The 13,708-nt window shown below is 66.2% G+C and carries 10 protein-coding genes; 8 read left to right on the forward strand and 2 right to left on the reverse strand.

Annotated elements, in window-relative coordinates; all coding sequences use genetic code 11:
- From VGQ94_11000 to VGQ94_11020, 5 genes are all read left to right on the forward strand, one after another.
- On the forward strand, positions 1–229 hold a 229-nt coding region (locus tag VGQ94_11000; protein ID HEV2023036.1), incomplete at its 5' end, for a hypothetical protein.
- A 36-nt stretch (positions 230–265) separates the two neighbouring features.
- Entirely contained in the window at positions 266–1,063 is a 798-nt protein-coding gene (gene dapF, locus VGQ94_11005) for a diaminopimelate epimerase (GenBank protein ID HEV2023037.1), read from the forward strand.
- 12 nt (positions 1,064–1,075) lie between these two features.
- On the forward strand, positions 1,076–2,062 hold the full coding sequence (locus tag VGQ94_11010; GenBank protein HEV2023038.1) for an LD-carboxypeptidase: 987 nt from the start codon (positions 1,076–1,078) through the stop codon (positions 2,060–2,062).
- Positions 2,059–3,486: a UDP-N-acetylmuramate:L-alanyl-gamma-D-glutamyl-meso-diaminopimelate ligase gene (gene mpl, locus VGQ94_11015; GenBank protein ID HEV2023039.1), complete on the forward strand. Its 1,428-nt coding sequence runs from the start codon at positions 2,059–2,061 to the stop codon at positions 3,484–3,486. Before VGQ94_11010 ends, mpl begins: the two co-directional genes overlap by 4 nt.
- Positions 3,483–5,375 (forward strand): PDZ domain-containing protein, encoded by a 1,893-nt coding sequence (locus tag VGQ94_11020; GenBank protein ID HEV2023040.1) that lies wholly within the window; start codon positions 3,483–3,485, stop codon positions 5,373–5,375. The genes mpl and VGQ94_11020 overlap by 4 nt, the downstream gene beginning before the upstream one ends.
- A 4-nt stretch (positions 5,376–5,379) precedes the next feature.
- Here the strand turns inward: VGQ94_11020 and lpxD are convergent, their stop codons facing one another.
- Together lpxD and VGQ94_11030 are read right to left on the reverse strand one after the other, a co-directional pair.
- On the reverse strand, positions 5,380–6,390 hold the full coding sequence (gene lpxD, locus VGQ94_11025) for a UDP-3-O-(3-hydroxymyristoyl)glucosamine N-acyltransferase (GenBank protein ID HEV2023041.1): 1,011 nt from the start codon (positions 6,388–6,390) through the stop codon (positions 5,380–5,382).
- 123 nt (positions 6,391–6,513) lie between these two features.
- Entirely contained in the window at positions 6,514–6,999 is a 486-nt protein-coding gene (locus VGQ94_11030) for a hypothetical protein (GenBank protein ID HEV2023042.1), read from the reverse strand.
- A 275-nt stretch (positions 7,000–7,274) separates the two neighbouring features.
- Between VGQ94_11030 and VGQ94_11035 the strand changes: the two genes are divergently transcribed.
- The 3 genes from VGQ94_11035 to VGQ94_11045 all read left to right on the forward strand — a co-directional run bounded on the left by VGQ94_11035 (position 7,275) and on the right by VGQ94_11045 (position 13,425).
- Positions 7,275–8,819 carry a CCA tRNA nucleotidyltransferase gene (locus tag VGQ94_11035; GenBank protein ID HEV2023043.1) on the forward strand — a complete coding sequence of 515 codons (1,545 nt, stop codon included), beginning with the start codon at positions 7,275–7,277 and terminating at the stop codon, positions 8,817–8,819.
- Between the two features lie 73 nt (positions 8,820–8,892).
- Positions 8,893–12,393, forward strand: coding sequence for a DNA polymerase III subunit alpha (gene dnaE / locus VGQ94_11040; protein ID HEV2023044.1), 3,501 nt, complete (start codon positions 8,893–8,895; stop codon positions 12,391–12,393).
- Between the two features lie 75 nt (positions 12,394–12,468).
- A complete protein-coding gene (locus tag VGQ94_11045; protein ID HEV2023045.1) occupies positions 12,469–13,425 on the forward strand; it encodes an acetyl-CoA carboxylase carboxyltransferase subunit alpha in 957 nt (318 codons plus the stop codon).
- Positions 13,426–13,708: the final 283 nt, after the last annotated feature.

Below are 13,708 nucleotides of genomic sequence, written 5' to 3' on the forward strand. Positions count from 1 at the left end.
GGTGATCCACGAAGGCAGCCGCACCATCGCGGACGGGGAATATGGCGAGTGGGAGCGCGCCCTGGAGGCGCCGGGCGCGTATGCGGACTATCTCGTCGCCATCGCCGGCGACCCGGTGGGGATGAGCGCCGCCCGGAACGCAAGCCAGTTGCAGGAGATGGCCGCGGTCGAGAGTCCGGGACAGCCGCGGGCGGTGATCTACAAGACCAAGGCTGCGCCGGGGCGCTAGTGTAGAATCCTGGAAATTTCTCTCCCACACACTGACATGCTGAACGTTCCTGCCGTCCCTTTCATCAAAGCCACCGCCTGTGGCAACGACTTCCTGCTCATCGACGGCATGCACGCCCCGGCCGACCTCGTCGCCTTCAGCCGGCGAATCTGCGACCGCCACCGCGGGGTGGGCGCGGACGGAGTGGAGTGGCTCTTTCCCGACAACGAAGCCGACATCCGCGCCCGCCTGTTCAACGCTGACGGCTCGGAAGCAGAAATATCTGGCAACGGCACGCGCTGCGTGGCCGCCTGGCTGGCAGCGGAGCGCGGCCTGGAAAACGCTCGCGTACGCACCGGCACCGGCCTGCGGGAGTGCAAACTCACCGGGCGCGAGGGCGCGCGCTACGAGTTCGAGGTCGACATCAATATGGGCGAGCCGCAGCCGGGCGACGAGCTTTCCATCAAGTTGGCCTTCGGCGAGGTCCGCGGCATCCCGGTCTCGGTGGGGAATCCGCACTTCGTGGTTTTTGTGGACGAGTTCCACCCCGGCTGGCAGGCGGAAGCGGCGGAGATGGGCCGCCACCACGACTTCCAGTACAGCATCAACGTGGAGCTGGTGCGGGTGGTCAGCCGCCAGGAGATCGAGGCGCGCTTCTTCGAGCGCGGCGTGGGCGAGACGCTCTCCTCGGGGACGGGGTCGTGCGCGTCGGCGGTGGCGGCCATCGCCTCAGGCCGGGCGGAATCACCCCTGACGGTGATGACCCCGGGCGGAGTGCAGAGTGTCCGCTGGGAAAGGGAAGTGTTCTTGCGGGGCCCCGCCGAACTGCTCTGTCGCGGGGAGTTTTTCGTTTAAGATGAGGGGCGCATGCCCCCGAAGAGCAGCCAGCGAATCAAGCCGCCCGCTCTCCAGCCCGGCGACACCGTGGGCATTGTGGCGCCGGCCAGTCCCATCCAGCGCAATATGATCGACGCCGGCTGCGCCTCGCTCTCGCGCCTAGGCTACAAGCCCTTTTATCTGGATTCCATCTTCGACCAGGACCTCTACTTTGCCGGCTCGGTGCGCCGCCGGGCGCGGGAGCTGGAGGAGATGTTCGAGCGCGAGGAAGTGCGCGCCATCCTCTGCGCCCGCGGCGGCTACGGCTGCAACTACCTGCTGAATGAGCTCAAGCTGGAGAAGATCGCCGCCCATCCCAAGATCTTCGTGGGCTACAGCGACGTCACCACGCTGCTCACCCACTTCACCGAGCGCGCCAACCTGGTGACCTTCCACGGTCCCATGGTGACCAAGGACTTTGCCGCCTCGGACGGCGTGCACGAAGAGTCTTGGAAGAATGCGACCGGCGGCAAGGCCCAGTGGGAAGTCGCGGCCATTCCCGGTTCGGGCGTGGCGCCGCTGGTGGAAGGGAAGGCGGAGGGCACGCTCTACGGCGGCTGCCTTTCTCTGCTGGTGGCGTCGCTCAGGACGCCCTATGAGATCAACACCGCGGACACCATCCTGTTCCTCGAGGACGTGCACGCCAAGCCCTTCCAGATCGACCGCATGCTCATGCAGCTGAAACTGGCCGGGAAGCTGGCCGGGGTGCGCGGCCTGGTGTTCGGCGAGATGCTGGATTGCGCACAGCAGTCCGAGCAGGACTACACGCTGGAAGAGGTTGTGAAGCGCGTGGTCGGCGACCTGGGGATCCCGGTGGCCTACGGGCTGCGCTCGGGACACGTCTCGCGCGGGAACATCACGCTCCCCATGGGCGTGCGCGCCTCGCTGGTGGTCCAGGAGGAAGTCCGGCTCACCATCCTCGAAGCGGCGACGGCGTCGGCACCGGCGGCGGTCAACGTAGCCGCGGTGAAGTCATGAACGAGCAGAAGCATGTCCACCTGATCGGCATCTGCGGCACGGCCATGGCGTCGCTGGCCGGGATGCTGAAGCAGCGCGGCTTTCGCGTCACCGGCTCGGACGCCGCCGCTTATCCGCCCATGTCCGACTTCCTGGCCACGCTCTCTATTCCGGTGGCGCAGCCTTACGCGGAGGAGAACCTGAAGCCGCGCCCGGACCTGGTGGTGGTGGGCAACGCCATCTCCCGCGGCAATCCCGAGCTGGAGTACACGCTCGACGAGCGCATCCCCCTGCGCTCGTTGCCCCAGATCCTGCAGGAGCAGTTCCTGCGCGGGCGCGAGTCCATCGTGGTCGCCGGCACCCACGGCAAGACCACTACCACGGCGCTGCTGGCGTGGATCTTCAACGTGGCGGGCCTGAACCCCTCGTTCCTGGTGGGCGGCATCGCCGAAAACTTCGGCTCGAGCTTTTCCCTCAAGCAAGGGAAGCACTTCCTCCTGGAGGGCGACGAGTACGACAGCGCCTTCTTCGACAAGGGTCCCAAGTTCCTGCACTACATGCCGGACGCGGTCATCCTGACCTCGGTCGAATTCGATCACGCCGACATCTATCGCGACCTGGAAGAGGTGAAGACCGCCTTCCGCCGGCTGGTAAACCTGGTGCCGCACCGCGGGCGCATCGTGGCCTGGGAGGAGGGGGGCGACCTTCAGGACTGTCTCGCGAAGGCCTTTTGCCCGGTGGAGCGCTACGGCATGAGCGCCGCCGCGGACTGGCGCATCACCGACCTGCGCTTTGAGCCCGAGCGCACCCTTTGGACGCTGCTTCACCGCGGGGAGCGCTGGGGTGAATTCTGGTTCGCGCTGGCGGGCGAGTACAACGTGCTCAACGCCACTGCCGCCGCGGCCATGGCCGCCGGATACGGCATCGAGCCGCAGGCCATAGCCGAAGCGCTCAAGACCTTTCGCAGCGTGAAGCGCCGCCTGGAAGTGAAGGCGGAAGTCGGCGGCGTGACCCTGATCGACGACTTTGCCCATCATCCCACGGCCATCGCCGGGACGCTGAAGGCGCTGCGCGCGCGCTACCCAGGGGCGCGCCTGTGGGCGATCCTCGAACCACGCTCCAACACACTGCGCCGCAAGGTTCTGGAGGCCGACCTAATCCGCAGCCTGGGGCTGGCCGATGAGGTGGTGATTGCCGGAGTCTTCCGCGCCGAAGCCATCCCCGAGCCCGAGCGGCTCTCCACCGCGCGCGTGGTCGAAGGCCTGCTTCAGGCGGGCCGGCGTGCGCGCGAGCTTCCTGACGCCGATGCCATCGTAGCCGCGATCGTTCCCGAGCTGCGACCGGGAGACGTGGTCGCCATCCTTTCCAATGGCGGCTTCGGCGGCATCTATGAAAAACTCCCTTCGCGCATGAAAGCCCACTTCGAGGTTCCCACCAGCGCGTGAGAGCGAAACGGCTCCTTCTTCCACTCCTGCTCTTTGTTCTGGCCCGGCCGGCGCTGGCGGCTCCGGCGGCGCCGGTGGACTACTACGTTTCGCTGGTCAAGAGCGGGGAGCATCTGGCGCATGTCCGCATCCACCTCGCAGGGACCTCGGCGGAGCGCGATGTGCAGCTCCCGGTATGGAACGCGCTCTACCAGATCCGCGATTTTGCCCAGAACGTGCGCCGGGTGACCGCCACCAACGGCGCGGGTCAGTCCCTGCCGGTGCACAAGATCGACAAGACCACATGGCGCATCGGCGGGGCCGAGAGCGGCGCGGAAGTGGAGTACGAGATCCTGGCCGATCAGCCTGGCCCCTACGGCGCCCAGCTCACTCCCGAGCACGCCTTCTTCAACCTGGCGCAGATCCTTATGTACCCGGTGGACGCGCGCGATTCTCCCATGACCGTGACCTTCACCGACTTCCCCACCAACTGGAAGATTGCCACCGCGCTGCCTTCGCTGCGCCCGGGCTACACCGGCAGCCATGCGGTGTTCACGGCGCGCACCTACGACCGGCTGGTGGACGGCCCGGTGGAGATCGGGACCTTCAAGGACGTGTTTTTCGACCAGGACGGCGCTACCTACCACATCGTGGTGGACGCCAATCCCGCCGACTACGACATGGACAACCTCAAGCAGACGGTGCACAAGATCGTAGCCGCCGGCGTGAGCTGGATGGGGGACCGTCCCTTCACCGAGTATCTCTTCATCTACCACTTCCCGCACGGACCGGGCGGAGGCGGGATGGAGCACGCCTACTCCACCGCCATCGACGTGAGCGCCGACCGGCTGAACGACGACTTCCTCTTCCTGGAGCAGGTGACGGCGCACGAGTTCTTCCACCTGTGGAACGTGAAGCGCATCCGGCCGCGCGCCCTCGACCCCATCGACTACACGCGCGAGAACTACACCACGTCGCTGTGGTTCTGCGAGGGCGTGACCAGCGCCGTCGCCAACACCCTGCTGCTGCGCGCCGGCCTGCTGGACGAGCGCCGCTACCTGGACCTGTTGAACCAGGAGATCCGCACCCTGGAGCTGCGCCCGGCGCACCTGCGGCAGTCCGTGGAGGAATCGAGCCTGGACACCTGGTTCGACAAGTATCCGCAGTACCGCCTGCCCGAGCGCAGCATCTCTTACTACAACAAGGGCGAGATCCTGGGCGTGCTGCTGGACCTGGCGGTGCGGGAGCGGACGGGCGGGCAGAAGTCGCTGCGCGACGTCTTTCAGTGGATGAACACGCAATACGCCAACGAGGGCCGCCCCTTCGAGGAATCCTCCGGCGTGCGTCTGGCGGCGGAGGCCGTCACCTCCTCCGATTTCTCCGCCTTCTTCCGCGACTACGTGAGCGGGGTCGAGGAGCCGCCCTACAGCCAGCTGCTGGCGACCGTGGGGCTCAAGCTGGTGAGGACGCGCATCACCGTGCCCCACCCCGGATTCAACTCGGTGAAGAACTTCGATGCTCCGCCAGTGGTGGTCTCGGTGGAGAACCTGAGCGAAGCCGACCGCCTGGGACTGGTTGCGGGCGACACCATCCTCGCCATCAACGGCAAGGCTGCCTCCTCCGAGGTGGAGGACGTGCTCTCCACCATGCGCGTGGGCGACACGCTGCGCCTGCGGGTAACGGGGCGCAAGGGCTCGCGCGAGCTCAAGCTTCGCCTGGGAGGACACGAGGAAGAGCAGTTCGTCATCGTGGATGCGGACGTGGTTACGCCCCCTCAACGCACCCGCCGGGCCGCCTGGCTGGAGTCGCCGGCGACGGGCCCGCGCCGGGCCGCAGGATCATCTTCGGCCGGGGCAGGGGACCAGAGTTCTTCGCAGCCCGCCACCAGCGTAGGGACCACGCCCCACTAGGCGGTCAGCTCCCGGCGGATCTCTCTTTCTTCGAACGCAGGGCTCTGGCCATCTCCGGCAGACGCGGCAGGATGGCCACGCTGCGCAGCCACAGTTTGTGGTCGAAAGCGGGAGAGCCACTCACCATCGCGCCGGGCTCGATATCCCCATGGGTGCCGCTCTGCGCGGTGATCACCACGCCGTCGCCGATGTGGCAGTGCCCGGCGACGCCCACCTGTCCGGCGAGGATCACGTGCTTGCCGACCTCGGTGGATCCTGCCAGCCCCACCTGGGCGCAGACCATGGTGTGCTCGCCCACGCGGGAGCCGTGGCCCACCTGGGCCAGGTTGTCGATCTTGACGCCGCGGCAAACGCGGGTCTCGCCCACGCTGGCGCGGTCCACGCAGGCCAGAGCCTGCACTTCCACGTCGTCCTCGAGGATGGCGGGCCCGGATTGCAGAATCTTGTGCCACCGGTCCTCATCGTCCTTGGCGAAGCCGAAGCCGTCGGCGCCGATGACCGCGCCGTTCTGCAGGATGACGTTGTCGCCCAGCCGGCAGTGCTCGCGCACCACCGCGTGCGCGTGCGCGAAGAAGTTGCGCCCGATGCGCGCTCCCCGGTAGATGACCACGTGCGCCAGCAGCACGCAGCCGTCGCCGATCTCGACCTCCTGGTCGACCACCACGTACGGCCCGATGGAGGCCTGCTTGCCGATCTTGGCCGAGGGATGAATCACGGCCGTGGGATGGACGCCCGGGGCGTACTGTGGCGGCTGGTAGAAGAGTTCGAGCGCCCGCGCGAAGGCCAGGTAGGGATTCTTGGTGCGCAGCGTGGCGGCCGCCAGGGCGGGGAAGTCTTCGGCGACGATCACCGCCGAAGCGCGCGTGGTTTTGGCGGCCGCCGCGTATTTCGGATTGGCCACGAAGGTGAGCTGGCCCGGCCCCGCCTCTTCGATCCCGGCGATGCCCGTGATCTCTACCGCGCCGTTCCCCTCCAGCCGTGCTCCCAGAGTCGCTGCAATCTCACTGAGCTTCATAGAATCATCCCCGTTCCTGGATTTCTTCCGCGAAGGAAGCTTGGATTTTACTTGAGGAGGGAGGCGGGAGAGGGAAAACCGAAGGGAAAAGGTAAAGGGAAAAGGGAAAAAAGGAGGAGAGAACTACTCGCTGAACAAGGTCTCCTGGCGCGAATCGGCAGCGGCGGCTGCGCGGGGGCGGCGGGCGCGGGGCCCGCCGATCACGCCCAGCACCTGCAGTTCGGCCAGCGCGCCGCGGGGCACGAAGATGCGCTGGGTGTTGGCGCGGGTGTCCGGAGGATTGATTAGGTAGCCCTCGGGCGAGGCCTGGGCCAGGTCGTTGGTCATCATGCCTTCCAGGATCTCGTTGTCGCGGAACTTCAGCCGCACCCACAGGCCCTCAGTGCGCGGACGCGCAGGGAAGGTCTTGCGCGCGGAGGACTCGGGCTCGCCGAACTCGCGCACGAAGTAGACTCCTTTGATGTCCTCCAGCTCGATGGTCACCACCTGCCCCTCGGGGCTGAGCACGGCTACCTTGCCGTCCACGAGGAAGGCAGCAGGGTTGACGTAGCCCTGCACCGCCTCGCGGTCCATCTTGCGCACGATCACCTTCTTGTGCGTGGACGGCATGGATCTCCTCTCCGGCGCCAGGACTGTGGCACGGCTGCGCATGCTAGGGTTCATTCTCGCATTTCTCCGCGCGCAAACGGACGAAAGACGAGGCGGTGTAGCCAAATCGCCAACCTTGTGATATCTTGGAGCGGTTGTGAGCGGGCCACGCAGCGTGTAAGTCCATTGCAGGGAGTCACTTACAAGGAATCTCCAGTTTACGGATAGGTTTCTGACCCCGGCTGGAAGGGGCGAATCCTATCTCCGCCGGAGGAGATTCCGGCAGCAAACGCCAGATGGCTGACTACGTCTACATGATGGAGAGCCGGCTGACGCCGGAGCAGCAGCGCGGGGTCGCGCTGGTGCAGGAGGCGGCTCGCGCCCATGAGCTGAACCTCTATCTGACCGGCGGCACCATCCGCGACATCATCAGCGGCTTCATCATCCGCGACCTCGACTTCACCCTCCAGGGCAACGCCCTCAAGCTGCAGAAGGACCTGGAAAAGGCGGGGGCAAGGATCGAAGGAGTGGACGAGGGGCTGAAGTCCATGTTCGTCCAGCTCCCTGGCAACGTGCGCGCCGAGGTGGCCATGGCGCGCTCGGAGAAGTACGGCAAGCCGGGCGACCCTCCGGAGATCGCGCCCTCCACCATCAGCGAAGACCTGCGGCGCCGCGACTTCAGCATCAACGCCATGGCGCTGTCGCTCAACCCCGGCTCCCGCGGCTTGCTGCTCGACCCTTTCAACGGCGTGGCCGACATCGAATCCAAGCTGCTGCGCATCCTGCACAGCTACGCGTTCCTGGAGGAGCCTTCGCGCCTGATCCGCGCCACGCGCTTCGCCGCGCGTTTCCACTGGACGCTGGAGGAGCGCACACAGGCGCGCTATCAGGCCGCCAAGGAGAACCAGTACATCAAGCACGTGGCGGAACGCGCCCTGGGGCAGGAAATCGAGCAACTGGCTTACGAAGACGATTCCATGCACGTCCGGCGGGCGCTCGACCGTGAGGGCTGGCTCAAGGTGCTGCATCCGCGCTGGACGCTGGCCCGGGTGGACGCGCAGGGTCTGGCCAGCCTGCTCAAGACGCGGCAGCTGATGACCGGCCTCGGGTATTCTCCCGACTCCTCCGCCGCCACCATGTACTTCCTGGCGCGGCGGCTTCCGGCCCGCGACATCACCGCCATCCAGAAGCGGATCCCGCGCAAGGCGCTGGTCGAAGGCTGGCGGAGCCTGGAAGACCGGGCGCGCGATCTGGCCAAGATCCTGACCAGCAAGGAAGCGGCCACGCCCTCCAAGACCTGGCACGTACTCAGCGCGGCCCGGCCGGAAACCATCCTGTTCCTCGAGGTGACGGCGCGGCAGAAGGCGGTGGTGCAGAAGCTCCGCAACTTCCTGGGTAAGTGGCGGCAGATCCGCGAGCGCAAGCTCCCGTTTCCCGAGATGGCCGAGCTGCACATCACGCCCGCGCTGCCCGCGTATCCCAAGCTCATGGAGCAGGCGTTCCTGCTGCTGCTCGACGGCAAGCTGCGCTCCCACAACGAGATCCTGAGGTTCCTGAAGCCTTTTGCGCCGCCTCCGCCTCCCCCGCCGCCGCCGCCCAAGCGTGGCCGCGCGCCCAAGGGCGCGCCCGAAGCCGCGCCGGTCGCAGAGAAGCCGGGGAAGGGTCAGAAGAAATCCGCGGAAGCGCCCAAGCCCGCGGCTGCGGTAGGCAAGCCTGCGGCAGCGGCGAAACCCAAGCCAGCCGCCGCGGCCAAGAAGCACGTTTCCAGGCCCGCGAAGAAGAAAGCAGCGAAGAAGAAGCCCACAAAGAAGAAGCCGGCGAAGAAGAAGAAACGCCGCTGACCCACAGCGGCCGCAAGAGTTGCACCAATTTGCGGCATAGCCCCGCTGCTTTGCTTCCCGCTAGAATGAAGTGATGCCGGAGTTTGTCCATCTCCATCTGCACACCGACTACTCCATGCTGGATGGCGCCTGCGAGGTGGAGAAGCTGGTGGCGGCGGTCAAGAGCCATGGCATGCCGGCGGTGGCGGTCACCGACCACGGCAACATGTTCGCGGCCGTGCATTTCTTCAACGCGGCCAAGGCCAAGGGCGTAAAGCCCATCGTCGGCTGCGAACTCTACATCTGCAAGAAGGACGACCACCGCGCCCCGCCCGAGGGCGACAGCTACAACCACCTTACCGTCCTGGCGGCGAACGAAGAGGGCTACCGCAACCTGATCCGCATCACCTCCGAGGCGTCGCTGCACGGCTTCTACTACAAGCCGCGCATCAGCAAGAAGTTTCTGGCCGAGCACGCCGGCGGGCTGATCGCGCTCTCCGGCTGCTTGAAGGGAGAGGTAGCGGAGCGGCTGGTGGAAGGGAAGTACGACGAGGCGCGCGCGGCCGCCGGCACCTATCGCGAGCTTTTCGGCAAGGAGAATTTCTTCCTCGAGATCCAGGACCAGGGTCTGGACTTGGAGCACCGCATCCAGCCTGACCTGCTGCGCCTGAGCCAGGAGACGGCGATCCCCCTGGTGGCGACCAACGACTGCCACTACCTGTGCGAGGAGGACGCGCACGCCCACGACGTGCTGGTGTGCGTGCAGACGGGCAAGGTGCTCACCGACACCAACCGCCTGAAGTTCGCCACCGACCAGTTCTTCCTCAAGAGCGCGGAGCAGATGGCGCGCGTCTTCAAGGACGCCCCCGACGTCCTCAGCCGCACCCTGGCCATCGCCGAGCGCTGCAACCTGAAGCTGGAGAAAGTAGGGAACCCGTTCCCGCACTTCGAGGTCCCGGCGGGCTACACCACAGACAGCTACTTCGAGCACATCGCCCGCCAGGGCTTCGCGCGGCGGATGGAGACGGTGCGCGAGCTGGAGCGGCAGGGCCGGCTGAAGCAGAGCGTCGCGGAATACGAGCAGCGGATGGCGCGCGAGATCACCATGATCCAGCAGATGCGCTTCGCCGGCTACTTCCTCATCGTCTGGGACTTCGTGCGCTACGCGCGCGAAAAGCGGATCCCGGTGGGGCCGGGGCGGGGCTCGGCGGCGGGCTCGCTGGTCTCCTATTCGCTGGGCATCACCGACATCGACCCGCTGCAGAACGGGCTGCTGTTCGAGCGCTTCCTCAACCCGGAGCGCGTCTCCCTTCCCGACATCGACATTGATTTCTGCATGAACCGCCGCGGCGAGGTGATCCACTACGTCACGGAGAAGTACGGCCGCGACAACGTGGCGCAGATCATCACCTTCGGCACCATGGCCGCCAAGGCCGCCATCAAGGACGTGGGCCGCGCCATGGGCATCCCCTACGGCGACGTGGACCGCATCGCCAAGATGGTGCCGCTGCAGGTGAACATCACCCTGGAGAAGGCGCTCAAGGATTCCCCGCAACTCCAAGCCACCTACCAGAGCGATTCCCAGATGCGGGAGCTGCTGGACACCGCGCGCAAGCTCGAGGGCCTAGTGCGCAACGCCGGAGTGCACGCGGCGGGCGTGGTGATCGCGCCCCAGCCGCTCATCGAGCTGGTGCCGCTGCACCAGACCAAGAACGAGGAGATCGTCACCGCCTATGACATGAACGCGGTGGAGAAGCTGGGCCTGTTGAAGATGGACTTCCTCGGGCTCACCACCCTGACCGTGCTCGACGATGCGCTCAAACTCATCGCGCAGGCCCAGAGCGCAGGCGGGAACGGCTCGAAAGGGAGTGCAGCCTTCGACCTCGACGGCTTGGCCCTCGACGACCAGCAGACCTTCGAGGGCGTTTTCCACAAAGGACTGACCTCGGGCGTCTTCCAGTTCGAGTCGCACGGCATGCGCGACGTCTTGCGCCGCTATCAGCCCACTTCGGTCGAGGACCTCACGGCCTTGAACGCGCTCTATCGCCCCGGGCCCATCCAGGGCGGCATGATCGACGACTTCATCGCCCGCAAGCACCACCGCCTGCAGATCAGCTACGAGCTGCCCGAGTTGGAGGAGATCCTGAAGGAGACGCTGGGGGTCATCGTCTATCAGGAGCAGGTGATGCAGATCGCCAACCGGCTGGCGGGCTACTCCCTGGGCGAGGCCGATCTGCTGCGTCGCGCCATGGGCAAGAAGAAACACGAGGAGATGGCAGGGCAGCGCGACAAATTCATCAAGGGCGCGATGCAGCGCGGATTCCCGGAGCGGAAGGTGGTCAAGATCTTCGACCTGATGGAACAGTTCGCCGGCTACGGCTTCAACAAGTCGCACTCCGCCGCCTACGCCCTGCTCGCCTACCAGACCGCCTATCTGAAGACCCACTATCCCGTGGAGTTCATGGCTGCGCTGCTGACCTCAGAGACCGGCAATACCGACAAGGTGGTGAAGTACATCAACGAGTGCCGCGAGATGGGTATTGCGGTAGAGCCGCCGGACATCAACGTGAGCGACGCCAACTTCACGCCGCACGGCGGGGCCATCCGCTTCGGCCTGGCGGCGGTGAAGAATGTGGGGCACACGGCCATCGAATCCATCCTGGCGGCGCGCAAGACGCTGGGCCGCTTCCGCTCCCTCTTTGAGTTCTGCGAGAAAGTGGACCTGCGCTTGCTGAACCGGCGGGTCATCGAATCGCTAATCAAGAGCGGCGCTCTGGACTCGTTGGGCACGCGGGCGCAGCTCATGGCGGTGATCGACCGGGCGCTGGAGCGCGCGCAGAAGACGCATCGCGACGCCGAAAGCGGCCAGCACGGGCTGTTCGGCGTCTTCGGAGAAGAGTCGCCCGCGGCCTCGCCGGCCGAGCAGCTCCCCGACGTCCCCGACTGGGACGAGCCGCAGCGCCTGGCGGCGGAGAAGGAGATCCTGGGCTTCTTCATCACCGGCCACCCGCTGGAGAAGTATCGCGAGAAGCTGGAGCAGTTCCGCGCCCTCGATACCGAAGCCATCGGAGCCATGCGGCAGGGAACCGGCCGCGATGAGATCTACGCCGGCGGCCTGCTGACCGGGGTGCGCGTCCTCAAGTCCAAGAAGGGCGAGCAGTACGCGCAGGCGGTGCTGGAGGACCTGGCGGGCGCGGTAGACGTGCTGGTCTTCCCCGAGGCCTACCGGCGGCTGGGCGAGCGGGTGAAGCTGGAGGTCCCAGTGCTGATCCGCGGCAGCGTGCGGGTGGAGGAGGGAGCGAATCCCAAGCTGACGGTCGCCGACATCGTCCCGCTCGACCAGGCGCAGCCCAAGCTGCCGCGCTCGCTGCGCATCCGGGTGCCGCTGGAGGCGGCTAGTGCGGCCACCATCGACGCCCTCTGCCAGGTGTGCCGCGAGCGCAAGGGCCAAGCCAAGGTGCTGTTCGACGTGGAACGCCCCGGCGACTTTCTGGCGGTGATGGAGGCGGAAGGCTATAATGTGCTTCCTGACCGGGCTTTCATTGCCCGCGTCGAGGAGCTTTGCGGTCGCGGCAGCGTGCGCATTGTGGACTGAACCTTCTGCCTGTCAGCCGGGCGTTCCGGTAGCTTTCTGAGCGCCGCTGCGCGCGTCCCAGGACTCCAACCCGCCATGGACCCGACCACCAAAGCCCAACGCGAGCTGGCGCATATTGAGAAGCAGATCGAGCACCTGGAAGCCGCCGCCGGCGAGAACCAGGACGCTCGCAGCCAGCTCCAGCAGCTGCAGGAGCAAGTGGCGGAGCTGCGCACCCAGATCCACACTCACCTCGACGCCTGGCAGAGGACGGAGCTGGCGCGCCATCCGCAACGCCCCTATACCCTCGACTACGTGGATCGCCTGTTCACCGAGTGGAGCGAGATCCACGGCGACCGTACCTTCGCCGATGATCCCGCCATCGTCTGCGGCATGGCCCGCTTTCACGGGAACGACGTGCTGGTGGTGGGTCATCAGAAAGCACGCGATACCAAGCAAAAGGTCTACCGCAACTTCGGCATGCCCAATCCCGAGGGATACCGCAAGGCCCTGCGCGTCATGCAGCTGGCGGAGAAGTTCGGCCGCCCCATCTTTACGTTCGTGGATACGCCCGGCGCCTATCCCGGCCTGGGAGCGGAGGAGCGCGGGCAGGCCGAGGCCATAGCCCGCAACCTGCGCGAGATGGCGCGGCTCCAAGTGCCCATCCTCACCACCATCACCGGCGAGGGCGGCAGCGGCGGGGCGCTGGCCATCGCCATCGCCGATCGCGTGCTGATGATGGAGAACGCCATCTATTCGGTCATCTCGCCCGAGGGCTGCGCCTCCATCATGTGGCGGGACGCCTCCAAGAAGGAGATCGCCGCCCAGGCCCTGCGCATCACTGCCAAGGACCTGATGGAGCTGGGCTGCGTGGACGACTTGGTCCCCGAACCAGAGGGCGGAGCGCAGAAGGATCACGAAGCCGCCGCCGCCCTGCTCGACGCCGCCTTGCAGAAGCACTTCGCGGAGATCCGCTGCCTGCCCACGCCCACGCTGCTGGCCACCCGCTACGAGAAGTTCCGCCACATGGCCCAGTTCTTCACCGGCGAATAAAAAACCAGCGTTCAGCATTCTGAACACTGGTTTTGCGCGCCAGCCCGCCGCCTTATAATCGAAGGTTGAATAGGCGAGGAATTCGAGCGCTATCGCTCTGGTAAAGGAAGAACCGGCATGGCTATCAGCGAAGTAGCGGTGAAGGAAGCGCCCAAGCAGTCGAAGCGCCAGCCCATCGTCAACGACTTCAGCATCCAAGTGGCGACGGTGAACGGCTCCGGCTCGCAGTCGGCCAACATGGTGCTGTTGCGCAGCATCTTCCAGATGGGGGTGCCGGTCTCGG

This window comes from Terriglobales bacterium (assembly GCA_035937135.1).
In the GTDB taxonomy this organism is placed as follows: Bacteria; Acidobacteriota; Terriglobia; order Terriglobales; family Acidobacteriaceae; genus DASYVL01.